Source organism: uncultured Pontibacter sp., from assembly GCF_947499215.1.
Classification (GTDB): Bacteria; Bacteroidota; Bacteroidia; order Cytophagales; family Hymenobacteraceae; genus Pontibacter.
Window position 1 is genome coordinate 554,144 of record NZ_CANMNI010000001.1, and the last position, 25,295, is coordinate 579,438.

Genomic DNA, 25,295 nt, shown 5'->3' on the forward strand with positions numbered 1-25,295 from the left:
TCTTTCCTACTCTCCTCCCCTATAAATATTGTTCCCACCTCGAGCAACCGTTTGCCCCTCTTTCGCATCTATTCTATATCCACATCGTGCAAAAGGCCTGTGCTTACCATAGTATCCATTTCGTCCAGATTTCCAGTTACGCAAAAACATTCGTCGGAAATTTAGGGCAGTTGGCGGAGTAATTTGATTGATTCATATAATAAACTAAACAGTACCTTGCATTACAAAGTACTATACATTAGCTTTGCATCATTCAATTACCATACACGCTAACAAAATAATACTATGAAAAAGTTATTCTACTTATTCGCATTAACACTTATTACAACGCTCACAACCAATGCTTTAGCACAATCTGTGGGAATGCTAGCCGGAACGGTGATCGACGAGAAAGGCGAAGCCTTGGGCTTTGTCAACGTAGCGGTGCTCTCCGCTTCTTCCGATGCTGTTGTAACAGGCGCGATCGCTGAAATGGATGGAACCTTTCGCATCAAAACGCCGACGAAAGGCAGCTACAAACTGAAGGTAAGTGGCTTGGGCTACTTGCCGGTTGTCACGGAAGTGTTTGACGTATCCGGCACTGATTTTAGCAGGAACTTCGGCAAACTGCAGTTGCAGCCCGATGTGAAAACCCTAAAAGAAGTTACCGTGCAGGCCATGCGCCCCACAATTACCAACGATGCCGAAAAGATGGTAGTAAGTGTGGAAGGCACGGCACTGGCTACAGGCAGCACCGCTTACGAAGTATTGGAGAAATCTCCCGGCGTATGGATCGATCAGGACGGTAACATCTCCCTGAACGGCAAGCCCGGGGTGCAGGTCATGATCAATGGGAAGCAGTCTTTCCTTAATGGCAAACAGTTGCAGAACCTGCTGCAAGGTATGGCCGCTGAAAACCTGAAAGACTTGGAGATCATCACCAATCCATCCGCCCGCTACGATGCGGAGGGCTCCTCAGGCATTATCAATATCAACCTAAAAAAGAATGAAGCTTTTGGCATGAACGGCAATGTGTATGCCGGCTACCAGTATAACCGCCTCAGCACCTATACCTCTGGTTTCGACCTGAGCCACAAGCAGGGCAAGTGGAACACGACAGTTGGCGTGGATTTGTCCCGCCGCATGTCTTTCCGCGACATGGACATGGAGCGCATCTTTAACGACCCGGCAGGCAAAAGCTTCTTCGATCAAGAAGGCTACGAAGAACGCGAGCGCCTTAACTCCAGCCTTAGAATTGGCACGGACTACGATATAAACGACCGCCACAGTGTCGGCTTTATGAGCAACATGTTCTACTCTGCCAATGAAGGGATCTTTAACACCGCATCGAACCTGCGCCGCCCTATGGCAGCGGACAGCCGCTTCATAGATGCCACCAACGAGCATGAGAGCACTTATCGCAACGGTACTTTTAACCTCCACTACAACGGCAAACTCGACACCTTGGGCACCACCCTTACTGCAGATTTAGACTACGCCCGTATTACCGATGAAACAGACTTTGTTTTCAAGAATGATCAGTTCTTCCTGAGCGATGGTAAGCTGGCAAGTCAAGAGCACCTGACAAGCTATAACCCAGCAGGCTACGACATCCTATCTGCTAAAGTGGATTTCGGAAAGAAAATAGGTCAGCATGGCAAACTGGAGTTAGGTGCCAAAGGCAGCCATGTGGTATCAGACAACGAGCTGCTGTTCTATGAGGTAACCGACGGCCGTAAAACACTTGACCCGAAGCGCACCAATCACTTCATTTACACCGAAAATATCTTGGCTGGCTATGTAAACTACTCCACCAAAATTAATGACACTTGGAAAATCGTGACAGGCCTCCGTGCGGAGCAGACTTTTTCAGAGGGAGACTTAATTTCCCTAGAAGACCCAACCGAGCGCAGTTACCTTAACTTTTTCCCAAGCGTTTTCCTGCAGCAGAAGGTGAGCGACAACTACGAGGTGAGCTACAAGTATAGCCGCCGCATCAACCGCCCGTTCTACGGACAGCTGAACCCTTTTATCTTCTACCTCGACCCTTATACTTGGTCACAGGGCAATCCGGAACTGAAGCCGCAGTACACCAACTCGTTTGAGGTAACGCAGACCCTGAAGCAGCGCTACAACCTGATGATGGGCTACGCAGTAACCTCTGACTTTATCGGTGAGGTACCGGTATACAACAGCGAAGACAACACCACGGTGTTCAGCCAGCGCAATGTAAGTAATTATAAGAACGTGTATGGTACGCTGGTAGCGCCGGTGCAACTATCAGGCAAGTGGGAAATGAGCAACACGGCCACACTGGCCTACCAGCGATACACTCAGGAGGTGAAAACCGAAAACATTGTAAACGACCAAGTGTTCGTCATGCTGCAGTCTAATCAGAACATACAGTTGCCAAAAGATATCCGGCTCGAGTTGAACGCTGGTTTCCATGGCCCTGGTGTATATGGCCTGTATGAGATAAAAAGTCAGTGGTGGCTGGATGCCGGTGTGAAAAAGACTTTTATGGATGACCGCCTGACGCTTTCAGTAAATGCCACGGACATTTTCAAAACCCGCATGCTGAAAGTTAGAACCGAAATGGATGGCAACCTGAACTCGATCGTTCAGTACCAAGGCAACCAAAGCATACGTATTAATCTCCGCTACAATTTCGCTAAAGGCAAATCCTTTGAAGCCAAAAAGCGCAACATCAACCTAGAGGAAATCAACAGAACCGGAAACTAGTTAATTATACTTGTTAGCTTACTCAGCCCTCGCATCAACCTATGCGAGGGCTGTTTATTTTGAGGGCAGGTTTAAAGCATCTCACCTATCCTGAGGCGGACTTGTCACGTAGTAATACTTCCAATCAAAAGAAACACAATGCAAGACGCAACTACAGAACATAAAAAACTACGCATTGCAGCCGTAGGCGACATACATGTAAATGAGCAAGATGCAGGCAAGTGGGTTGATTTTTTCAAGCAAGTGTCAGAAGAGGCGGATGTGCTGCTGCTCTGCGGTGACCTGACCGATACCGGTCGTGAGAGCGAAGCAGAAGTGTTGGCCGAGGAATTAAGAGCCTGCTCTATACCTGTGTTAGCAGTACTAGGTAATCATGATTATGACCACGACCAAGTGAAGAAACTGCGCAAAATTTTTGCCCAGACCAACCTCAAGCTGCTCGACGGTGACTTTACGGTGATAGAAAATGTCGGTTTTGCAGGTGTCAAAGGCTATGGCGGCGGTTTCGATAATTACATGCTGGGCATGTTTGGCGAAAAACTGAACAAGGACTTCGTACAGGAAACAGTGACCGAAGCGCTAAAGCTCGATGCCGCACTGGCCCAGCTTGATAGCGAACAGAGTGACATGAAGAAGGTCGTGCTACTACACTATGCCCCGATCAGAGCCACCGTAGAGGGCGAGCCAGAAGCCATTCACCCCTTTCTTGGCTGCTCCCGCTTGGAAGAGCCGCTTAACCGACGCAGTGTGCTGGTTGCTTTTCATGGACATGCGCACGTGGGTGCACTAGAGGGCGAAACATCTACTGGTGTGAAGGTATACAATGTGTCCAAACCGGTGCTGCAGAAGGCTGGATATGATAAGCCCTTCTTTTTGTATGAGGTATAGGTATAAGCTTTCTTTCCAAAAAATGAATCACCTATAACCAGTCTAATGATAGGTTTTCAATTTATAAAAGCTACTGGAAATAAAACACTATTGCCGATGCAAGTAGCCAAAAGCTCCCTGCACCGGCATTAGTATTTTAGCCGATTTTAGAAATAAGGTCGGCTGTCCTACTTGAGTACCCTACTTCGTTGTCGTACCAGCCAACCACTTTCACCAATGTGCCGTTAGCCGATGTCATCTCAGCGTCTAAAATGCAGGAGTGTTTGTTGCCCACTATGTCGATGGATACGATCGGATCTTCTGTATACTCCATGATTCCTTTCAAAGTGCTGTCTGCGGCATCTTTCATAGCGGCGTTTATCTCCTCTTTGGTAGCAGGCTTCTTTAGGATACAAGTTAAATCTGTCAGCGAGCCGGCAGGTATAGGCACCCGTATGGCGGCACCGTCCAGCTTTCCTTTCAGGTGAGGCATGACCAGGCCAATGGCTTTGGCAGCACCGGTTGTGGTAGGTATAATGGAGTAGGCGGCAGCCCGGGCCCTTCGCAGGTCTTTGTGTGGCGCGTCCTGCAGGTTCTGGTCCGCGGTGTAGGCATGTATGGTAGTCATGTATCCTTTCTCGATACCGAAGGCATCGTCTAGCACTTTCGCCATAGGTGCCAGACAGTTTGAGGTACAGGACGCATTCGAGATAATCCTTTCGTCGCCTGTCAGAATGTGTTCATTCACACCCAAAACCACTGTTGGTATATTGCCTTTTGCAGGGGCCGAGATCACCACCTTTCTCGCGCCGGCTTCCAAGTGTCCGGAGGCGCCTGCCTCGTCTACAAAACGACCCGTGGATTCGAGTACCACGTCTATCCCTAATTTTTCCCATGGCAGGTTTCTGGGCTCCCGTTCCGCCGTTACGCCGATTTCCTGTCCATCTACGATCAAACCGTTTTCCGTGGCTTGCACTATGCCATTAAAGCGACCGTGCACGGAATCATACTTCAGCAAGTGAGCCAGTGTTTTGGTATCGGTTAGGTCGTTTATGGCCACCACCTCTACATTTTCTTTTCGCAGGAGCGCTTTGAAGGTGAGCCTACCGATACGGCCGAAGCCATTGATTGCAACTTTTATCTTCGCCATAGTTTTCAGGTTAATTTAAGTGTGTGGTTAATAATTTCAGTTCTAGAGTGTGCTTAACAACCCTACTTTAGTTATACTGCAAAACCGCTGGCGTAGACATATATTCACAAGGTTTTGGGATTCAATGGAATATTAGTACTTTTGCATCCTGAAATGTACGCCTTACTTTTACATAGCGTCCCTACTCCACCCTGATTCTTATTTTACCCATTCTGGGTAAAGAGTTATTCTATATCATTTTTTTCAATAAAGGTCCGTAAGGATCTGCCTTATTCTAAGCTTCATGGTTTCAGAAGAAATCCTGCGTAGACGCACGTTTGCCATTATCAGTCACCCCGATGCCGGTAAGACGACCCTTACTGAGAAACTACTCTTGTTCGGGGGAGCGATCAACACAGCGGGAGCTGTCAAGAGCAACAAAATCACTAAATCCGCCACTTCTGACTTTCTCGAGATCGAGAAACAGCGCGGTATATCCGTTGCCACGTCGGTGATGGGTTTTGATTATGCCGGGCACAAGATCAACATCCTGGACACACCAGGTCATAAGGACTTTGCAGAGGACACCTACCGCACGCTCTCGGCTGTGGACAGTGTGATTCTGGTAGTGGACTGCGTAAAAGGTGTGGAGGAACAGACCCGCAACCTAATGCAGGTATGCCGCATGCGCAACACGCCAGTGATCGTTTTCATCAACAAGATGGACCGTGAGGGTCGCGACCCCTACGAGTTGCTGGACGAACTGGAACGGGAGCTCAATATACACGTGCGGCCGCTGAGCTGGCCAATCGGAATGGGCTCTACTTTCAAAGGCGTATACAACCTGTATGATAAGGACCTTCGTCTTTTCACAGCCAACAAACAACAGCTTACCAAGGACGTCATCGCCATCGAGGACATTAATGGAACGGAGCTGGACGAGATCATTGGAAAGCAATCCGCTGACACCCTGCGTTCCGATGCCGATTTCCTGAACGAGTTTTACGAGGACTTCGATCTCGGTCTGTATAAGGAGGGTTACTTGGCACCCGTGTTTTTCGGCAGTGCCATCTATAACTTTGGCGTGGGCGAACTGCTCGACACCTTCGTTAAGATCGCTCCTTCGCCGCAAACGATTGAAGCGTCGCAGCGGGAAGTGCGGCCAGAGGAAAACGCGTTTACGGGCTTCATCTTTAAGATACACGCCAACCTTGACCCGAACCACCGCGACCGCATTGCTTTTTGCCGTATCTGCTCTGGCAAATTTGAGCGAAACAAACTCTATTACCACACAAGGTTAGACAAGCGAATCCGCTTCTCCAGCCCCACCAGTTTTATGGCCAACGAAAAAAGCCTAGTTGAAGAGGCTTGGCCCGGCGATGTGGTGGGTTTGTATGACACGGGATCTTTCAAGATTGGCGACACGCTCACGGAAGGAGAATTGTTGCAGTACAAAGGTATACCGAGCTTCTCTCCTGAAATCTTTAAGGAAGTGGTGAACAAAGACCCTTTCAAGACGAAACAGTTGGAGAAAGGTATACGCCAGCTCACCGACGAGGGCGTAGCGCAGCTGTTCATGCAACAGCCGGGTAGCCGCAAGATCATCGGAACGGTGGGCGAACTGCAGTTCGACGTGATCAAGTTCCGTCTGAAACAGGAGTACGGCGCTACCTGCGATCTTTACCCACTCAACTACTACAAGGCCTGTTGGATCACTTCTGACGACAAAGAGGCGCTGGCACGTTTCATCGCGATCAAAGGCAGCCACATCGCCTATGACAAAGATGATAACCCTGTGTTTTTTGCTGATACGTCATGGGTATTGCGCTCCGTGCAGGAGCACTATCCAAAGCTGAACTTCCACTTTACCTCCGACTTCAAATTCGAAGCGGCAAGGCAGGGATAAATGTACTAAGTGTGCCTAGCAGCTCAGAAAATAGAAGCGAATTGGTTTGTCCCTTGTGTAGCAAAATGCAACAAGCAAAGGAGGTGCAGGGACCGGAGAACCGGTTACTATACCTGTGCCAGCAATGCCAGCTTCTATTTTCTGCTAAGCAAGACTTCCCCTCTGCGGAACTGGAAAAAGCGCATTATATGCGACACGAGAACACGGTCAGCAATGCAGGCTATGTGCAATTTCTGAACAAAGCCATCGTGCCGGCTCTCCCCTTCCTGCATGCAGGTATGCGCGGGTTGGACTATGGCTGCGGGCCCGGTCCTTCGCTGTCAGTGTTGTTGCGAGAAAGGGGCTATGTTATGGATGATTATGACCCTTTCTTCTTTCCATATCTCAAAGAGGACCAAGTCTATGATTTTATTTTCTCAACCGAGTGCTTTGAGCATTTTTTTGATCCGGACGCTGAAATGCAGCGACTCAGCCTGCTACTTAAAACAGGTGGCTTTCTGATCGTGATGACGCAGCTTTGGCAAAACCTGAGCGAGCTGCCGACGTGGTACTATGCCAAAGACCCCACACATGTGGTCTTCTACCATCTACATACATTTGACTGGATCGCAAAGCATTATGGGTTTGAAGTAAAGTATACGGATAGTATCAGAGTAATTATTTTAAAAAAATTAGACTGAAGAGAAGCCTATGAAAGATTGATTTTACTTAAACCAAAGACCATTTTCAGTATACTACCTTATACACCTTATTCTATTTCCCAATACTAGAACACTTTTATGAATCAGAATTCATTACCCGATCAGAAAAGAATCAACGACGGGTTTTTCTCTCATGTCAAGACCGACTTACCTGCCGGTCTTGTTGTATTTCTCATTGCGCTTCCGCTTTGCCTTGGTATTTCACTAGCTTCAGGTGCGCCACTCTTCTCGGGCATCATCGCAGGTATAGTAGGCGGTATTGTGGTGGGTCTGCTAAGCGGCTCCAAGGTAAACGTGAGCGGACCGGCTGCCTCTGTGGCCTTAGTTGTACTTATGGCCATCCAGTCGCTGGGCTCTTTCCAAGCTGTGATGGTGGCCACCATCATCGCTGGTATTTTCCAAATCATACTGGGTTTCCTGCGAGCGGGCACCATCGCCTATTTCTTCCCTTCTTCCATGATCAAAGGCATTCTGGCCTCCATCGGCCTAATCTTGATCATCAACCAGATTCCGCACGCTTTCGGGTACGCGGGTAAGGAGTTGTTCGGCAGCATGGAAGACGGTCTGAGCGCTAATCTGTTTACAGGTATACTGGACCAGATCAGCTTGGGAGCCACCATCATCACGGTGCTCTCGCTTATCATTATCTTCGCATGGGACCAGCCGGCCCTCAAGCGCTATACATTCTTCAAATTTGTGCCTTCTGCCCTAATCGCTGTGATCGTGAGTGTGCTCCTGAACCAGCTCTTTGTGGCATATTTCCCGCATCTGGCGCTGAGTGGCAACCGTCTGGTGCAGCTTCCTGCGGCAGGTAGTCTGGGTGAGTTCTTCTCTTTCTTCACCTTCCCGGACTTCTCCCAAATCACCAATCCGGAGGTGTACACCGTGGCGCTTAGCATTGCCTTTATCGCCTCATTGGAGTCGCTGCTTAGCACCGAGGCCGGTGACAAACTGGACCCGTACAAGCGCAAATCCTCTACTAACCGCGAATTGAAGGCGCAAGGTATAGGTAACATTGTATCAGGTATGATTGGTGGTTTGCCAGTAACAGCTGTGATCGTGCGAACTTCTGCCAACGTATCATCAGGCGGCCGTACCCAATTGTCTACAATCACACACGGTACCGTGATGCTGATCTGTGTGATGGCCATTCCGCTTATTCTGAACATGATTCCACTGGCTTCGCTTTCTGCTGTTCTGTTTGTGGTAGGTTACAAACTGACTTCTATCTCCCTGTTCCGCAGCATGTGGAGATCGGGCAAGCGCCAGTTCGTACCGTTCTTTGTAACGATCGTGGCTGTTATGCTAACCGACCTGATCACGGGTATTATGGTTGGTGGTGCCGTGTCAGTGTTCATGATCCTGCGCGACAACTACCGCACACCGTTCTTTATCGACAAAAAAGCGCACCACGAAGGTGAACGCGTTGAACTGGTGCTGTCAGAAGAGGTGACATTCCTGAACAAGGCCAGCATTATGCTTACGCTGGACCACGTGGCTCCAAACTCCACGGTTGTGATTGATGCAAGCCGCTCTGTGAACATCGACGACGATGTGCTGGAGATTTTAGAAGAGTTTAAGGCAACGGCAGCTTACAAGAACATTCGTATAGAACAAATTGGCCTCGACAAGTTTTACCAGCAGCGTAAGCTGGCTTAATTTTAATACAATTTTTTGAGAACAATCCTATAAGAGAATCAGTATATAGAATCAGATTGATTTATGATACTGATGATAGGTTACGTTCCAATAAACTCAACTCCTACTCCCCCTTAAATGGCAGCATTTGCTGATGAAGGGGAGTAGGAGTTTTTTATAACTCCCCCTATCAATTCCCGTTTAGTCAACTTGTTCAGTTAGGTACAGGCCATACAAATTAATCTCTACCTTATTCTATCATATAAAAGCAATAAGCTGCTTCAAGACTTAGCCCTTACGAAAGGCTATAACTGCCTACTGCTCACCCTAACCCGAATACCATGAAGCTACTCTTCCAAAAGATCAAAAAACGCCTGGGGAAAATCGCAGGAAGATTTATATCGCACAAAATCAGGTATAGGCCGCAGAGCATTTATAAGATAAACGCTGACCTCGCGATAGCCAAGAGTCAGAATGAGGTGAAAGTATACCCTATTTACCCAGACCTTCGAACTACTTTAGATATTCCAGAAGAACTGTTTCAGGCTTGCTCCTCCTACTGGAAGCCGCAGCGGGAAGTCACTACGGACTATGTGGTAGTAGAAGCGCCCAATGGCAGAATCTATACGGACAACGAAAGCTGCGTGGCAATTATCAGCAAATACAACCACCTGATAGAAAATGTGTCCTTGAGTTTAAAAGACGGGAAAGTAACTGAGGCCGGGTATAGCAACATCTTTGAGCAGCGCTATTTCACGAGTCCCACCAAGTTTGACGGCACGGTGTTCTCCTTGCTGACTGGCGGAGCCGGTCTCAATAACATCTGCCATTGGTTCATAGACGTGTTGCCGCGCCTGCATTTGCTCAAAAAGAGTGGGCTATATGATAAAGTGGACTGGTTTCTGGTACCGAGCCTGCGCTATGGCTACCAACTCGAGACCCTGCGCCTGTTGGGTATACCGGATAGCAAGCTAATCGCCGGCGACAAGCACCCGCACCTTACAGCTGACTGCATTATTGCCTCCACGGCTCCGCGTGGCAACCACACGCTGGTGCCGCACTGGCTCTGCGACTACATACAAAGTTCCTTTGTGCCACTTGCCGGTGAAGACGAAGACGCGCAGCAAAACGTAAAACTGTACATCAGCCGAAGCGACTCCAAGTTGAGGCAGGTAGAGAACGAGGCGGAACTAGTGGAAGCCCTGAAGCCTTTTGGCTACCGCTCGGTTGTGTTGAGCCAGCTGTCTGTGCTAGAGCGAATCAAGCTATTTTCGAGGGCCAGCTCCGTCGTATCGGCTACGGGAGCCGGTCTGGTGAGCATGATGTTCTGCAAACCAGGCACTAAAGTGATTGAACTGTTCAATGAAGGCTTCGTGATCGAGCCCTTCTACGACATTGCCACCAAGATGGGAATGGACTACAGCTACATTATCTGCAAAAGCAACAGTCTGGTAAAAGACGCCGGCCAAGGACAGCATGAAAATCTGCGGGTGGAGCTTCCTGAACTGATTGCCCTGATTAGGGCGGACAAAAGGGCCAAACAAACGGTTCAGGTGCAACCGCGCCAAAACCTAAAGCTCAATTAATGCGCTATACCTAGCTGAGTTAGGGAGCATAATAAAGAAGAAGAGCATGGAAGAAGATAAAAAGAAATACTTAGAGGCTTTACGCAAGAACAACGGAAAGCTGGATGAAAGGGCCCTTGGCGAGAGCCTTGGCTTTACCAAAGAGTACACAGACGAGCTGATTGAGGGTCTGTTGTCAGAAGAGAAAATTGAGTACAGCTCCGACCAAAACAGTAGTTACAAAGTAAAGAAATAGCACCAAAACAGGCTATTGCCGCTTGTTTTAAATACAAATAAAGCCATTGGCTGACGGTATAACTACTACCGCGGCCAATGGCTTTTTACATTTAAAAGGAATCTTGGATTATACTTACAAATGAATATATTTGCATATCAGTAAAAGTACTTATACATCCAACCTATAAATTTTTATTAAATATGAGTGTTATGAAAGAATTCAAAGAGTTTGCCATGCGCGGTAACGTAATGGACCTCGCCATTGGTATTATCATTGGTGCGGCCTTCAGCGGCTTGGTTAATTCCGTTGTAAATGATTTGGTTATGCCCTTGGTGGGCAAGGCGATTGGCGACATGGACTTTTCGAACCTCTACGTGCCGCTTTCTGATGCCGTGCCGGAAGGTTTAGCGCTGGAAGAGGCCCGCAAACTGGGAGCCGTGTTCGCGTGGGGCAATTTTATAACAGTTCTGCTCAACTTTCTCATTCTGGCCTTCATCATCTTTCTGATCGTGAAAGGCATGAACCGCATGATGCGCAAAAAAGCCGCCGCCCCGGCCGTACCGCCTGCCCCTACCAAAGAAGAAGTGCTCCTCACCGAAATGCGCGACGCCCTGCGCACCATCGCGACGAAATAAGATAGGTTTCATTTGTAGGGACAGGTCGCGACCTGTCCCTAGGGCAGTTTCATACTCTATGGCTATCCCCTTGAGGACTACCTTCGAACTCCCGTTCTCGGTAGTCCTCAAGGGGAGAATTCGCAAGAATGAAACGGCCTTACGACCTGTCCCTACGAATTAACCTCCCGGTTATACCTGTCTTTCGGGTCGACTTCGGCGAGCTCCACAAGCAGCTGAGCTATATTGCGGGTGGTGGCTTCGAAAAAGGCTTTGCCTTTGGCGGGTGTGGCGGCGGTGGGGTTGCCGATGCCGGTATCGTCGCTTACCTGTGACCATAGACGCTCCGACCAAGCCCAGCCCTCCCGTATACCTGTTAGGCGCGATTTGTACTCCCAGCCCTCCCCTGCCTCGCTGAGCGGCAGCACTAAATCCGGGCGCAGGTGTTGCATGATGCTGGTCTCCATCTCATCGGCGTGGTCGCCGGGACTGTTGAAGAACACCTTGCGATCAGCGGCCAGAAACCAGTTGCAAGTGAGCAGGAACATATCCGGAAACTTAAGACCCAACTCTCGCAGCAGCGGCTTGAAATCGTTGCCACCATGGCTGTTAAGTACCAACAGCTTATGTATACCTTGCCGATTGAGTACTTCCACAATATCGCGCAGGATGGCCAGTTGCGTGCTTGGATTCAGATTGATGTCGAGGGTGATGTCTGCTTGGCCCGTATTGACACCAAAAGGGATCACTGGAAGCACCATCACCTTGGTATCCTTCTCCCACGCTAGCCTCGCGGCCTCAGCGGCCACTGACTCCGCCTCTATGTTATCGGTACCGTAAGGCAGGTGATAGTTGTGGGCCTCTGTAGCGCCCCAAGGCAGTATGGCGATTTCGACCTGCTGGTCTTTGATAGCCCTCCAGTTTGTTTCGGCAAGTATGTAAGGTCTCATAGATTGGCTATACGGGAATACCTTTATTCAGTAAGCCATGCTATCGCTTCTTCCACGTTGTCGAAACTGCGGTAGGTTATAGAACCTACCACCAAGGCTGCGGCATTGCTGGCAATAGTGTTGCGTTTCGGGTCGGGCGATTGCAGGCGGGCGAACTTCTGCAGCCGGGTGGTGGCCAACTCCAAGGCTAATTGGTTGATTACTTTGGCGTAGTCCTCCATCGGAATTGTTACAGCAGACTGACGGGTATTGGTTAGAATGCGCTTGATGTCGTAGTTCCTGACGGCATCCACGACCTCGTTGATGATGTACTGCACCTCGGGCAAGGTATAGTCATGCATGTTTGGCCACTCCAGAAACAGAATGTCTTGAGTGGGGTTATAGTCTAGTTTTAGAAACTTGTTAGGTATAAGCATGCGATAAACTAAGGTATAGGGGCTTTATAACACAGGCCACCACAAATTTAGGCATTGGGAGCTATCATCCCAACACCCACTCCCGCGCCGCGTCATATTCCTCAAACTCTTTAAAATTGAAGGGCATCTGGCTAGGGCTCATGTACTGGGACATGTTATCGAAGCTGATCCGTGCCGACACATCAGTGGCTTTTACGCGTGACATCTTTTCGAGCTTCATGCAATGCGGAAAAAATAGCGCCCCCCACTCCCGTGTGGTCCAGTTTTGATCGGCTACACGTACGACACGCGCTTGGCGATAATCGCCTAGCCAGCGTCTTACCTCGTAGTGCTTGAGTGCCTCCACGTATTGCAACAAGGCTGCTCGGTATTCCTTACTGGCAGCATAGGTATGCCAAGTTGCCTCTATCAGTTTATCGGCTTCGTGGTAAGTTAAAGTTATGCAGTCAGATTTGTATATTATCATTGGTAAAAAGCTATACTGTGGGCATGCGGGAAACGCTAAACGACACTATCGTTTCCATAAATAATGTATTCCGGATCAGCTGCCTGCTTATTTTGTCAAAGAATCGCAATTAACAGTTTCCGAGTTAAATTACAAAACCGCTTTTTAATTTTAGTATAAAAAAGTGAAATAACTAGGTAAAAACTTGTCTTGTTCTCCCTGCTAACTTATCTTTATCCGATTTTAATCTGAATAGTTTACCGCGCATACCTACATGATTCTCTTAGAAAACGGTGTATTACGATTGGAGTATGACCCCGCCACAGACATACTTCAGGTTCGCTATCCGGATTTAAATAGTTTTCTGCTGTCGGAGATCAAGCATAGTCTGAGGATTATGGCAGACACCATACGCAACTACGACGTGCGCAAACTCCTGCTCGACGCGAGCAATACCGCTATTGACGTAAGTGAAGATGAAAACCGCCAGCTGACCATAGAGCTCGCCTCCTTGCTGGCAAACACACGCCTGCTCAAAGTAGCCCGCGTGCAGCCTTTTGACGCGAAGAAGGAACTGCGGGCGCAGGAAAACATTGAAGCCGCGCGCCGCGCTGGTCTGCTGCCCTATGAAGTAGGAACGTTCACAAACCGAATGGAAGCCATTCACTGGCTGAAAAACTAATATAAAAACCCCATAAAACAAAACAGTCCCGGTCGTTCACCCCCGGGACTGTTTTCACTATAGCAAAATGCTCTAAAGGACTTTTGACATATATACGTAGCTATATAGAATTTGTTGTATCTAGTTGGAATTATTCTTTCGGGCAAATGTAGGTATAGTGGCGCTCCTGCACACGGCCGTCGCCGTAGGTGGTGAACTGTAACTCCACGTAGTCCCTGCTGTTGTACTCGGCTCCACGCGCATAAGATTCGGCGGCGATCACATTACCGGTTGCGTCCTTTACTGTTTTGGTCATCACGTTGTGCTCGTGCGGAAAACCGTCGCCGATGCGCTGCGCTCGATATGCAGGCAAGCCGCGCATATAGGTCTTTTTATCGTCGTAGGTCAGCACGGTTTCCTTGATTAGCTGCTGGGTGCTGTCATAGTTGCGCACCTTGGTTATCAGGCCGCTGGTGTAGGTATACTCATTAGAGGAATGGTACTCGAGGGCTCCATTCGCAGGTCTGTAGTGGCGCAGGGTAGTCAGCTCGCCAGCCGCGTTGTAGGCAAAATCGCTCTTTCTGTCGAGGGTGGCTTTCTGCTCGTGGTAGTTATAGGTATAGTAGGTGAAGCTCAGCAACTGGCCGGTTGTGCTATAGGTTTGGTCGTAATAGCCACTCAGTTCCCCATCATTGTCAAACCAATTTTCGCGCACCAGTAGACCTTTTTGGTCGTACTCGTAGGTGTCTTCCAACACCATGTTGCCGCTCGCGTAGTATTTAATGCCGGTCAGCTGGTTTTGCTCATCATAAACAAAGCGCTGCTCCAAGGTATAGGGCTCACCGTTGTGTGGCCGCGTGTGCTCCACAATGCGCTCAGGGAAACAGAAGAGTTCGGCGGGTTCCTCTGGTTTGTTTTCGTCGGCGTCTTTGGCGCATCCTACCAGTACCAGCAAGGCTAGCAAGTAAAGTAAACGTGTTTTCATGTAAGGGTGTAAAATAATTAGTTGAAATTGTGATACCAGATATAAGTCACTACAGAAAACCAATGCAGGCTTTGACTTCAGTCTAAGTTTTTGGTTTAAAACCTGTGTTACCAAAAATCCTTTGCTGTTGTAGGTATAGGTGCATTGGAGGCTTCTTTATGAAGTTTTCAAATCTTCAAATTAATGCCCCTACAGCTTATTCTTTAAATCCATCGCGTAGCTCTTTTGATCGCGCGTAACACACCGGACTATTATTTTCTGATGGCTCCTCATTTACGAAGGACTCTTTGAGCAGGTGCGGCGGCGAGAACAGTTTGTAGAGCTGCACCAGTTTCACATCGTCTTTCAGGTCGCGGTTGCGCAGGGCCTTCTCGCTTTCGCGCAGGTCGAAATAGGTATAGCTGATGCCCTCGATGAGGCTGGCGATGGCCGATGCGGCGATCTTTTTGTAGAAAAAGTTGGTATGGCTGCTGGCCTTTCGGCCCTCGCTCCAGTCGGTAAATTCCTTAAGCAGCAGGCTGTTTCTGTAAAACGCCCGGTCAAACTCCAAGGCATCAAACACAAACCACTCGTGCACATTGGTCACGATGAGGTGGCGCAGATCGTAGTTCTTGTGCTGCACCCGCTCCTGCAGGTAGAAGAGTAGCAGCTCGTGCATGGCCTTGTAGTTCAGGTTGTCGGTGCTGGGCATGTCGGCCCTGTTGCCGGGGCGCTTCACCTCCAGCAGTACGCCGGCGCTGCTGGAGGTGCTGTAGCCGGTATGGATCACAAGATCGGTCTGTCCCTTGGTACTGATGCCGTAACCGCTGTAAAAAGCCGATTTCAGGAAATCACGCAAGTGGTTTTTGGCGTGCTCATCCGTCTCGTTCGTGTTAATTCTGTCGAGCAATGTGCGCAGCGCCACTTTGAAACGCTCCATATCGGAACTTGACGTTTCCATTCGCAGGTAAGCCTTGTTTAGGGCCTGCCGTGGTCGTAGTTTATTGTACTGCATGTAATGCTCGATTTCTTACATACAAGGTACAGAAAGTACCCCGAATAACGAACAGTTCACAGTCGAACAGTTTAATAATTATGTATTGTTATATAGCAAAATTATATATAAAATTATATTTCAAATTACTATAACCATATTACAACCCATTCCGTAATGTTAAAATCTAATTCTTATAACAACCTATAAATTATTGGTATCATATCAATTTCGGTAAGAAACCCTGTCTGAGACGGTGAGTGACGATTACGACAGGGAATGATGTTGCCAAACAGAGCGGGTCTGTCTGCACAGGTCATCCAGATTGTGTTTTAACTATTACTAACTATAAAACCTTTACCATGACTAACAAACTATTTACCCGCAACAACCTGCTCCTTGCAGCGGCTTTTGCCTTTATTGGCTTAACAGGCTGTAATCCAGAAGAAGACATGAGCCCTGATGGAGAATTAAGCGCTGCTGAAACAAACGCAGCAGTGACTGAAGCAGCATCAAACGTAAAGTACCGAGGCAATCACTACATCGTATTATCAAACACAGAAACACTTCCTGCAGGTTTAGAAAACCAACTGACTGCTGTGAATGGCAAGATGACGAACAGGTGGTCAGAAGCAGGGGTGGCTACTGTGTATTCAGAAGAGCCGGATTTTATTGCCAAAGCTTCTAGAATACAGGGCGTACGGTCCGTTGTTCGCGACCTAGAAATTCAGTGGATCAATCCCGAAACCCGAAAAGTGATCGCAGACGAACAATTCGGGAACCCACCACATAGTGGAGACAATGACACAAGATTTGACTTACAATGGGGACATGCCGCAATAAGTGCATCTGCAGCATGGAACACAGGCGTGAGAGGGAAAAATGTGAAAGTAGCCGTACTAGACACCGGTTTTGACATGGACCACCCCGATTTGGCTCCAAACATAATCCAGAGTGCCAGCATAAGTTTAGTGCCTGGGGAACCGGTAGATTACATATACCCCGATCCGTTTAGCCATGGTACCCATACTGCTGGAACAATAGCAGCGGCTGACAACGGTTATGGTATTATCGGTGTAGCACCCGAGGCGAAGCTTATCCTAGTTAAAGTGCTTAGTGATGTTTCAGGCTCAGGTGCATTTTCATGGATCATGGCTGGCATCGTGCACGCAACGCATGAAGGCGCCGATGTTATAAACATGAGTTTGGGCGCCTCGTTACTTCGTAATGGCTGGTACACGAATGACAATGGCACCCCGGATGACCCTACTGATGATTATCTCGAAAAAGGAGATACTAAAGGCATCCAAGAACTCTTAATCGCTTTGGACCGGGTAACCAAGTATGCCAACAAAAATGGTGTAACAGTAATCGCCTCTGCTGGTAATGATGCTAACAATGGCAACAAAGATGGTTCTTTGATGCATGTGCCATCCGCATCCTCTCATGTCATTTCCATTTCTGCCACAGCTCCCCGCGGTTGGGCTTTGAACCCGTATAGTGTTTTCATGGACAACCTAGCTTCCTATTCCAACTACGGCACATCAGACATACATTTTGCGGCGCCTGGTGGTGACTTTATGTTCGCCTATGATGAAAAAGGCTTTGATATAGTCACAGTGGGGCCAACCACCCACTATGCTTATGTTTTTGACTACGTGTATAGCACAGGTAGTAGTCATACTCCTGGTGCAGGAGCTTTCTATTGGTCCGCTGGCACTAGCATGGCCTCCCCGCATGCGGCAGGTGTTGCAGCGCTCATCATCAGTAAAAACGGCGGCGGTATGGACCCTACTCAAGTGCTAGCCAAAATGCGCGCCACAGCCGACGATTTAGGCAAGTCGGGCCGCGACCCTCACTACGGTTATGGTCGCCTGAACGCCCATCGTGCCGTCACAGAATAAAACCACTCGGTTTCCAAACAAAAAGCCGGAATGCGCAGCGCATTCCGGCTTTTTGTTTAATGCTTAACTGCAATTTTAACTGAATTTTAATACAAACCCCAACTCAATATTATCCATAATACGCCAAGAACGCATAAGTACCGGAGGGCTAACAACAGAGAAATGCTCAAGTGCGCATAACACAGGATATTTGGACATTAAACAGCCAACTTACTACAATTACAATAATTTCTGCAAAAAAAAGGGGCAATTGAACCCATATTACTTTTTTACAATTACATTCAGGAAGTTTTTAGTCATACCACCTGCATGAATGTAAATTTTACGCAAGACACAGGGCTGGCCCTTACGCCAGATTTTTACAGCTCCATTGTACGCCACGGTTCCGAACTGATTACAGTTCTGAGTTGGGAGGGCATCTATCAATATGCATCCGATTCGATAAGCACTATCTTAGGTTTTGATCGCGAGGAGTTGCTCGGTACAGATGTGATGCACCACATGCACCCAGATGACCTTGCGACTGTGCGAGAGGAACTTTACAAGCTTACGTATGGCGGTGTGAAACAGATAGCCCTGTCCCCCTTCCGGTATAGGGCTAAAAATGGGGATTGGCACTGGCTCAGCTGTGTGGCAACTAACATGCTCGACAACCCCCATGTGCAGGGCATCGTGACAAACTCCCGTGACGTTACCTCCAATATGGAAGCGCTGCAGCATAAAAAAGAAAGTCAGGCCTACTACAAAGCGCTCTTCTTCAACAACCCCGACCTTGTTGCCACGCTCAATCTGAATGGACAGATAGAGGCCTGCAACGAAGCGGTTATAACCCTCACTGGTTACTCCCGCAAAGATGATGCAAACCGTCATTTCACGGATTATGTACTGCAAGAGTACCTTCCGGTCGCTTATGGGGCTTTTGAGAAGGCGCTTCAGGGAGAGTCATGCACCTTTGAAATCTGTATAAACACGCTGGAGGGATACAAGCGCCACCTGACCGCCACGCTTGTACCCGTGATACTGGAAGGCCGCGTACGCGCTCTGCAGTGCCTTGCCAAAGACACCACCAGCGAGAAAGAGGCCCATATGCTGGTGCAGACGCAAGCCCAGAAGCTGCACAACATTCTCGAAAGCATGACCGAGGGATTTTTCGCACTTGACAGTGATTGGCGATACAGTTTTGGAAACAAAGTTTTCGCTAAATTTCTCAATCGCAACCTCGAAGATCTCATGCAGCGCCACATTTGGGAGGAGTATCCGTGGTTACTAGACACACTCTTCTACCAGAAATGCTCCGAGGTCGCCGCTACCCGCAAACCTGTGGTGTTTGATGAAACCATGTGCGACATGAAAGTGACATTACGCTTTTCCCTTAATCCTTTCGAGGGTGGCATCTTGGTGTCCTTTGTCGACATAACGGAGCAGATAGCCGCACAGGAGGAGCTTCGCAAGCTCTCGCTTGTGGCTAGCAAGACAACAAATGGTGTCATCATCACAAACAACGATGCTCGGATCGAATGGGTGAACGAAGCCTTTACAAAAGTTACGGGCTATACCTTGGAAGAAATAAAAGGGCACCGGCCAAGCGAGTTTCTGGCCTCTCCCGACACCGACCCAAATGAGATCATTTGGATAAGGGAGCAGCTGACAAAAGGCATTCCGATGCGCAAAGAGCAGCGTGGTTACAAAAAAAACGGGGACCTTATATGGTCTGACATCACCATTTCGCCTATCTCCAACGACAAGGGAGAAGTGATAAAGCACGTATACATCCACACCGACATAACAGAGCGCAAGCTTGACCAAGAGCAGCTGCTGAAAGCGACCGAGCACTTATACCTGCAAAACCAAGACCTGCAGCAGTTCAACTACATTGTGTCGCATAACCTGCGGGCTCCCGTTGCCAATCTGGTTGGCCTCTCCACCATGCTGCAGAAACTGGAACCAAACGGCCCCCGCTTTGAGTTGGGCCTTCAGAACTTAGAGAAATCGGCACGCCGCCTTGATGACGTGATCAGTGACTTGAACAAGATCTTGGCGGTCCGCGCCGCGAATGTAGATGAAGCCCGTGAACTGGTGCGTGTGCCGGAAGTGGCAGCCGAAGTGATACAAAGTCTGCAGCACCTGCTGGATCAAGCTGGCGGAAGCATACAGCTCGATCTCTCGGACGAAGATATGCTTTGGGCGAGCCGCGCCTACGTCTACAGCATTCTGCATAACCTGATTACTAATGCCATTAAATATAAATCTGGGCTGCGTGAACTACTTATTGAGCTCACTAGCGTAAGGGATAAGTACGGTCTGCGTCTGCAGGTGCGAGACAATGGAAGCGGCATGGATTTGAACGTGGTAAGACCGCGCCTTTTTCAGCTTTACAGACGTTTCCATGCAGGCCCCGAAGGAAAAGGGATAGGTCTATATCTTGTAAAAATGCAGGTAGGCGCTATTGGAGGAAAAATTGAAGTGGACAGCCAACCTGAGGCTGGTACCATCTTCACCATTCAATTTGATCAGGCTGCTTATGGTCAACAAGGTATACATAATTGATGACGACGACATCAGCCTCTTTCTCTCATCTTTAGTGCTGGAGGAGTCCGGCTTTGCTGCCAAGGTCCTTACCTATACCTCTGCCGACTCCGCGCTGCGGCAGCTGTCTGATTCCAACCACACAGATTTGCCGGAGGTGATTCTGCTTGACCTGAACATGCCGGGTAAAAACGGATGGGACTTTTTAGAGACCCTGCGCCAGTGTGAACAAAAATTCCAAGGCAGAACCAGCATCTTCATCCTGACCTCTTCCATTGCGGCCAGTGACAAGGCTCGCTCTAAAAACTACCGTCTGGTGCAGGGCTTTCTGCACAAGCCCCTCGACGACGAAAGTTTAGATTTTATCCGGCAGGCACACAGGGCATCGAATCGTTGAGTCTATCTATTACTCCAGCAAAGGCAGTCTGATGGTAAAGGAGGTGCCCTCATGCTCCTTGCTGTGCACTGAGATTCTGCCCCCTTGCAACTTCACCAGATCGTACACAATAGACAGCCCGAGACCACGCGACTCTTCTCCGTTCAGCCCTCTCCTGCCCACATTTTTATGCCTTTCAAAAAGTCCTGCCTGCATGTGCGCTGGTATACCTATGCCATCATCCTGATGCTCCACTACTACTTCCTCTCCTTCTAGGTATGCACGAATAGAGATATGGCCCTGAGGAGGCGTGAACTTTATAGAGTTTGAGATGAGGTTATTGAGAACCTGCGAGAACTTGATCTGATCTAGAGGCATTACCAAGGGTTCATCCGGGAGGTCTAGCACAATGGACTGCTTCACTACCTTTCCTTTTCGATAAAACTCCGCGACGTTGCGTATCTGCTCATTCAGGTCTACCCGGGTCTTGTTAACGTATGTCTCCGTTGATCGCAAATGCTCCTCGTTAAGCAGGTCGTTGATGAGGTCGGTGCAAGACACACAAGCCTTTTCAATGATATCGGTATAGGTGTTGATATCTTCATGGCGCTGGTCCTGCCAGTCTTTGCGGAGCAGTCCGGCCACGCTTTTCACGACAGCCAAAGGTCCTCGTAAGTCATGCGACACCATCTCGAGCACACTGTTCTTTCGCTGCCCGAACTCAGCCAGATAGTCCAGAAACTCGCGTTGCTTAGTCACATCCTCTGCCATGCCGGCTAGAGCTACCACCGTACCATTTTTGTCCTGTATCGGGTATACATCATAGTGCACAAAGCGTTGGCGCTTCCCCTGCTTCACGCTGATGGTTTCCTCCACTTGGTCACCCTTCAGCAGTTTATGCCAGCAGCGCAGTACGGCCGGCCGGTCTTCTTCCTCCACCGTGTCGAGCAGGCGCAGTGGCTCTTTTTCTACTTCATGCTTGTCCAATGTCCAGATGTCGTAGAAGGCTTTTGAAAGGTATTCGAATCGTTGTTGTGAGAGACTGTACTGAAAAAGTACTTTGTTGCTTTGTCTGCCTATCTGCTCAATGGTGTTTGAATCGCTCATCATAAAAAATGAATTGTGCTCGCGCGCACTGTAATTACGCAAGGCCGCTGCGGATGTTAACAGCCAAGTATGCCGTTTGGCCTTTTCATGCTATATTCGTGTCATGTTACACTGCTACCCACTAACAGACAACAACTTACTGAACCGGGGTCGATTTTGGGCCGCCCTGCTTGTGGTGACTTGTCTGTGGGGAGCCCTGCCGGTGGAGGCACAGCAAAAAGAGGTACGGCACGAGGAGCAGCTATGGCTCGGCTATATGAACAGCACCCGCGTGTCGGAGCACTTTTCCATCTGGAATGATTTTCATTACATACCAAACGGTTTTGGTGTGGCGCGCACCGGCCTGACCAAGCACTTCCCGCACCGCATAGATCTGACGGCAGGCTATGCGCATGTGAGGCTTCCGGTGTCCGACGAACTCCGCAGGCGGGAGCACCGCCCTTGGGGGCAGGTGGTCATTCCTACGCCACTGGGCGGCCATTTTGCCTTGCAGCACCGCCTGCGTTGGGACCTTCGCTACCGTCAGCGGGTGGCGGACGGCGAAATCGCATCGGGCTATACCTTTAATCACCGGGCGCGATTGCAAACGATCCTCCGTCGCAACTTCCCTGACTTGGCTATGGGTGAGCTTGTCCCGAGTCTGGTGCTGGCCAACGAGCTGATGGTAAATCTAGGACGGGAAGTTGTCGCTCCGTTTGACCAGAACAGGGTCTCGCTGATGGCCGCGGCCCGCTACAGGGCTCTTATGCTGCAGGCTGGCTATATGAACCGCTATGTGCAGTCCACCAAAGCCGGCCGCTTCACAAGTAACCATACGTTGGTTTTCTGGCTGTTTCACAACATTGACCTCAGAAGCAAAGAGCCTAAGCCCCAAAACTAGCAGGCAAGACCTGTCAGGAAGTTCATTCAAAAACTAATTTTTAAGGTTGCCCCGTGCTGCTCGTAGCCGAGTGTCATATCCACTTTAGGCTTTGAAGCGTAGCGTACCGTGCCGTTGTAGGCATAGATGGCTTGTTGTTCGCGTTTGAGCACAGCACCTGTAAAAGGGAGGCTTACAACAACCAGTGCGGCCCCGATACCAGCAGCAGCCCAGCTCGGAGACCCACCTGTTACGTAAGTGCCAACGGCCAGACCGAGTGAGGCAGCCCCCGCATAACGTAGTACTTTACCGGGAAAAATATTACGATGGCTTTTTTTGATTATGCGCTCAGCTGCTGGATCGCTTTCAAGAACGTACAACAGTTCGTTTTTACTTATTTCACGACCATCGAGATAATAAGCAAAACCTAAACCCTTCTTTTGTACAACAATCTCATCAGGACTCTGAGCATACGATTGGTTGAGCAGGCCGGCAATAACCAGCACTACAAGCATTAAGTAAGTTTTCATAAGTATAGATTAGGAGCGTGTAAAACATGACTAAATATATTCAATTAATTTAATATACAATAACTCCCTCTCTAATTTTTTGCACTATATTCAACCTACTTCACAAACAGGGAGCATTCAGTATCAATTATTTAGTACAATAAAAAAGCAGCATAGGTTACACCTATGCTGCTTTCTATTTTTGCACTGATCTTATTTTAGCCGAGCTTCGACTCTAATTCTTCGGCTTCCAGCATCAGCGATTCCCACTTTTGGTTAGTGGTCTCTAGCTCTTTTTGCACCACTTCAAACTTCTGTGAAGTCTCCTGTAGCAGGTTGGGGTTGCCGTATACCTTGGGGTCTGCCAATTGTGTTTCGTAACCTGCCAGTTCCTGCTCGAGGCGTTGCACCTGCTTCTCCACTTCGCTGAGCTGCCGGTTCACCTGCTTGAGCTGGTTGTTGAGCGCATTGAATTCCGAATTGTCGCGGCGTGGCTTTGGCTCCTCTTTTTTGGCGGCAGGTACCGCAGCGGCGGCCTCTTTCTTCTGCTCTTTCTCGCGCTTCTCCTGAAAAGCCTCATACTCATGGTAAGTGCCCGGATATTCCTTCAGCTGATAATCTTCGATGTACCAGATTTTGGTGGCCACGTTCTCCACAAAGTAGCGGTCGTGCGAAATAATGATGAAAGTACCCTCATACTGCTCCAACGCTTGGATTAGTATGTTAACCGACTGCATGTCCAAGTGGTTAGTCGGTTCATCGAGCATGAGAAAATTGGCTTCCGAGATCAGCGTCTTGGCCAGCGCCACACGGCTCTTCTCCCCCCCTGACAGCACTTTTATCTTTTTGAAAACTTGATCGCCCGTGAAAAGGAAGGAGCCCAGCAGCGTGCGCAGTTCCATCTCCGTTTTGCCAGAACCGGCCTGCTGCAGTTCCTGCAACATTTCATTCTCCACAGAAAGCGCCTCTAGTTGGTGCTGTGCATAAAACGACATGATCACATTATGCCCCAGTTCGCGCTTGCCCTGTATTGGTTCGGTGCCGGCAATAATGCGCAGCAGCGTGGACTTTCCCTTGCCATTGCCACCGATCAGCGCGATTTTGTCGCCTCGCTCTACATGCACGTTGGTATCCCGGAAAATCATCTTGTCGCCATAGCTCTTGCTCATGTGCTCGAGTCGCAGAATATGTCGACCGGGCTGGACGTTAAACTTAAAGCTGAAGTTCACCTTGGCGGCGTCAGGGGCCACGTCCTCGATGCGCTCCATGCGTTCGAGCTGCTTCATGCGGCTTTGCGCCTGTTTGGCTTTGGTGGCTTTGGCCTTAAAGCGCTCGATAAAACGCTCCGTCTGTCGTATGTGTGCTTGTTGGTTTTCGAAGGCACCTTTTTGGATCTCATTGCGCATCGCCTTCTCTTCTACATAAAAACTGTAGCTGCCTGGGTACACATTGAGTTTGGCGCCTGATACCTCCACCGTGATGTTGGTTGTCTTATCGAGAAACTCCCGGTCGTGTGACACGATTACTACGGCTCCCTCAAAACGGTCTAGGTAAGACTCGAGCCACTTGATGGAAGGTAAGTCAAGGTGGTTGGTCGGTTCGTCGAGCAGCAGCAGCGATGGTTTCTGCAAGAGAATCTTGGCCAGCATGACGCGCATACGCCAGCCACCCGAAAAGGAAGCCAAAGGCTTCTGCAGTTCCTCGGTTGTGAAGCCAAGGCCCTCGAGAATGGCTTCTGCCTCGGCCTGCATGGTATAGCCACCCAGCGCCTCAAAGCGCTCTTGCAAGGTGGCCAGCCTGTCTACCAAGTTGTCATGGAAGTTATTCTCAAACTCTACCAGAACTTGGTCAATCTCTTTCTGCAAAGATATGGCCTCGTCAAAAGCCTGCATGGCCACCGACAGAATGCTCTCATGCGTTTCATAGCTCAGCAAGTCTTGGTTCAGGAAACCAATCGTGGTCTCCTTGCCCATCTGAATGCTGCCGCCATCTGGCTTATATTCTCCCACAATGATGCGCAGCAGCGTAGACTTGCCCGTGCCATTCAGACCGATCAGGCCGATCTTGTCCTTTGGCTTGATGTGCAGATTGGCATCCTCGTACATGGGACGGCTGCCGAAGTGGAAACTGAGGTTATTGATAGAGATCATACGGTTCGGAAAGCTAAAACACAAAGGTACTTAATTTGGGATACATCGCCACACT

At 49.0% G+C, this 25,295-nt stretch carries 22 protein-coding genes; 13 read left to right on the forward strand and 9 right to left on the reverse strand.

The features are described from left to right. Nucleotides 1-285: 285 nt before the first annotated feature. Complete coding sequence (locus tag Q1A04_RS02415) at nucleotides 286-2,721, forward strand: outer membrane beta-barrel family protein (RefSeq protein ID WP_299700690.1); 2,436 nt, start codon at nucleotides 286-288, stop codon at nucleotides 2,719-2,721. A 138-nt stretch (nucleotides 2,722-2,859) separates the two neighbouring features. Continuing rightward, nucleotides 2,860-3,609, forward strand: a complete 750-nt coding sequence (locus Q1A04_RS02420; protein ID WP_299700693.1) for a metallophosphoesterase — start codon at nucleotides 2,860-2,862, stop codon at nucleotides 3,607-3,609. Nucleotides 3,610-3,745: 136 nt separating this feature from the next. Here the strand turns inward: Q1A04_RS02420 and gap are convergent, their stop codons facing one another. Beyond that, nucleotides 3,746-4,738, reverse strand: coding sequence for a type I glyceraldehyde-3-phosphate dehydrogenase (gap, locus tag Q1A04_RS02425; protein ID WP_299700696.1), 993 nt, complete (start codon nucleotides 4,736-4,738; stop codon nucleotides 3,746-3,748). Between the two features lie 283 nt (nucleotides 4,739-5,021). Here gap and Q1A04_RS02430 point away from each other — a divergent pair, with 283 nt between their 5' ends. The 6 genes from Q1A04_RS02430 (at nucleotide 5,022) to mscL (ending at nucleotide 11,400) form a co-directional block, all read left to right on the forward strand. Then, nucleotides 5,022-6,623, forward strand: coding sequence for a peptide chain release factor 3 (locus tag Q1A04_RS02430; RefSeq protein ID WP_299700699.1), 1,602 nt, complete (start codon nucleotides 5,022-5,024; stop codon nucleotides 6,621-6,623). A gap of 65 nt (nucleotides 6,624-6,688) precedes the next feature. Further along, a complete protein-coding gene (locus Q1A04_RS02435; protein ID WP_299700701.1) occupies nucleotides 6,689-7,303 on the forward strand; it encodes a class I SAM-dependent methyltransferase in 615 nt (204 codons plus the stop codon). A 99-nt stretch (nucleotides 7,304-7,402) separates the two neighbouring features. Beyond that, nucleotides 7,403-8,983: a SulP family inorganic anion transporter gene (locus Q1A04_RS02440; RefSeq protein WP_299700704.1), complete on the forward strand. Its 1,581-nt coding sequence runs from the start codon at nucleotides 7,403-7,405 to the stop codon at nucleotides 8,981-8,983. 320 nt (nucleotides 8,984-9,303) lie between these two features. Then, nucleotides 9,304-10,548: a glycosyltransferase family 61 protein gene (locus Q1A04_RS02445; protein WP_299700707.1), complete on the forward strand. Its 1,245-nt coding sequence runs from the start codon at nucleotides 9,304-9,306 to the stop codon at nucleotides 10,546-10,548. A gap of 46 nt (nucleotides 10,549-10,594) precedes the next feature. Then, entirely contained in the window at nucleotides 10,595-10,783 is a 189-nt protein-coding gene (locus Q1A04_RS02450; protein WP_299700710.1) for a hypothetical protein, read from the forward strand. Between the two features lie 182 nt (nucleotides 10,784-10,965). Beyond that, nucleotides 10,966-11,400: a large conductance mechanosensitive channel protein MscL gene (gene mscL / locus Q1A04_RS02455; protein WP_299700712.1), complete on the forward strand. Its 435-nt coding sequence runs from the start codon at nucleotides 10,966-10,968 to the stop codon at nucleotides 11,398-11,400. Nucleotides 11,401-11,552: 152 nt separating this feature from the next. Here mscL and Q1A04_RS02460 read toward each other — a convergent pair whose 3' ends face one another. The 3 genes from Q1A04_RS02460 to Q1A04_RS02470 all read right to left on the reverse strand — a co-directional run bounded on the left by Q1A04_RS02460 (nucleotide 11,553) and on the right by Q1A04_RS02470 (nucleotide 13,211). Continuing rightward, entirely contained in the window at nucleotides 11,553-12,329 is a 777-nt protein-coding gene (locus Q1A04_RS02460; protein WP_299700715.1) for a creatininase family protein, read from the reverse strand. A gap of 23 nt (nucleotides 12,330-12,352) precedes the next feature. Further along, nucleotides 12,353-12,745 (reverse strand): hypothetical protein, encoded by a 393-nt coding sequence (locus Q1A04_RS02465; RefSeq protein ID WP_299700718.1) that lies wholly within the window; start codon nucleotides 12,743-12,745, stop codon nucleotides 12,353-12,355. A gap of 64 nt (nucleotides 12,746-12,809) precedes the next feature. Next, on the reverse strand, nucleotides 12,810-13,211 hold the full coding sequence (locus Q1A04_RS02470; RefSeq protein ID WP_299700721.1) for a hypothetical protein: 402 nt from the start codon (nucleotides 13,209-13,211) through the stop codon (nucleotides 12,810-12,812). A gap of 253 nt (nucleotides 13,212-13,464) precedes the next feature. Here Q1A04_RS02470 and Q1A04_RS02475 point away from each other — a divergent pair, with 253 nt between their 5' ends. Continuing rightward, the gene (locus Q1A04_RS02475) at nucleotides 13,465-13,872 is read left to right on the forward strand and encodes a hypothetical protein (RefSeq protein ID WP_299700724.1); all 408 of its coding nucleotides are present in this window, start codon (nucleotides 13,465-13,467) and stop codon (nucleotides 13,870-13,872) included. A gap of 130 nt (nucleotides 13,873-14,002) precedes the next feature. Here Q1A04_RS02475 and Q1A04_RS02480 read toward each other — a convergent pair whose 3' ends face one another. Both Q1A04_RS02480 and Q1A04_RS02485 read right to left on the reverse strand, forming a co-directional pair. Further along, nucleotides 14,003-14,836 (reverse strand): hypothetical protein, encoded by an 834-nt coding sequence (locus tag Q1A04_RS02480; protein WP_299700726.1) that lies wholly within the window; start codon nucleotides 14,834-14,836, stop codon nucleotides 14,003-14,005. A gap of 196 nt (nucleotides 14,837-15,032) precedes the next feature. Further along, nucleotides 15,033-15,776, reverse strand: a complete 744-nt coding sequence (locus Q1A04_RS02485; protein ID WP_299700729.1) for a hypothetical protein — start codon at nucleotides 15,774-15,776, stop codon at nucleotides 15,033-15,035. A gap of 530 nt (nucleotides 15,777-16,306) precedes the next feature. Between Q1A04_RS02485 and Q1A04_RS02490 the strand changes: the two genes are divergently transcribed. The 3 genes from Q1A04_RS02490 (at nucleotide 16,307) to Q1A04_RS02500 (ending at nucleotide 20,636) form a co-directional block, all read left to right on the forward strand. Then, nucleotides 16,307-17,713: a S8 family serine peptidase gene (locus Q1A04_RS02490; protein WP_299700732.1), complete on the forward strand. Its 1,407-nt coding sequence runs from the start codon at nucleotides 16,307-16,309 to the stop codon at nucleotides 17,711-17,713. A 309-nt stretch (nucleotides 17,714-18,022) separates the two neighbouring features. Further along, complete coding sequence (locus Q1A04_RS02495; RefSeq protein WP_299700735.1) at nucleotides 18,023-20,260, forward strand: PAS domain S-box protein; 2,238 nt, start codon at nucleotides 18,023-18,025, stop codon at nucleotides 20,258-20,260. Continuing rightward, entirely contained in the window at nucleotides 20,220-20,636 is a 417-nt protein-coding gene (locus Q1A04_RS02500) for a response regulator (protein WP_299700738.1), read from the forward strand. Before Q1A04_RS02495 ends, Q1A04_RS02500 begins: the two co-directional genes overlap by 41 nt. A gap of 9 nt (nucleotides 20,637-20,645) precedes the next feature. Here the strand turns inward: Q1A04_RS02500 and Q1A04_RS02505 are convergent, their stop codons facing one another. Beyond that, complete coding sequence (locus Q1A04_RS02505) at nucleotides 20,646-21,725, reverse strand: PAS domain-containing sensor histidine kinase (RefSeq protein ID WP_299700741.1); 1,080 nt, start codon at nucleotides 21,723-21,725, stop codon at nucleotides 20,646-20,648. Nucleotides 21,726-21,825: 100 nt separating this feature from the next. Here Q1A04_RS02505 and Q1A04_RS02510 point away from each other — a divergent pair, with 100 nt between their 5' ends. Next, complete coding sequence (locus Q1A04_RS02510) at nucleotides 21,826-22,602, forward strand: DUF2490 domain-containing protein (RefSeq protein WP_299700744.1); 777 nt, start codon at nucleotides 21,826-21,828, stop codon at nucleotides 22,600-22,602. Between the two features lie 26 nt (nucleotides 22,603-22,628). On the opposite strand, the gene Q1A04_RS02515 is transcribed toward Q1A04_RS02510, so the two are convergent. Both Q1A04_RS02515 and abc-f read right to left on the reverse strand, forming a co-directional pair. Continuing rightward, nucleotides 22,629-23,111, reverse strand: coding sequence for a hypothetical protein (locus Q1A04_RS02515; protein ID WP_299700747.1), 483 nt, complete (start codon nucleotides 23,109-23,111; stop codon nucleotides 22,629-22,631). 197 nt (nucleotides 23,112-23,308) lie between these two features. Next, nucleotides 23,309-25,240, reverse strand: a complete 1,932-nt coding sequence (gene abc-f / locus Q1A04_RS02520; protein WP_299700750.1) for a ribosomal protection-like ABC-F family protein — start codon at nucleotides 25,238-25,240, stop codon at nucleotides 23,309-23,311. Nucleotides 25,241-25,295: the final 55 nt, after the last annotated feature.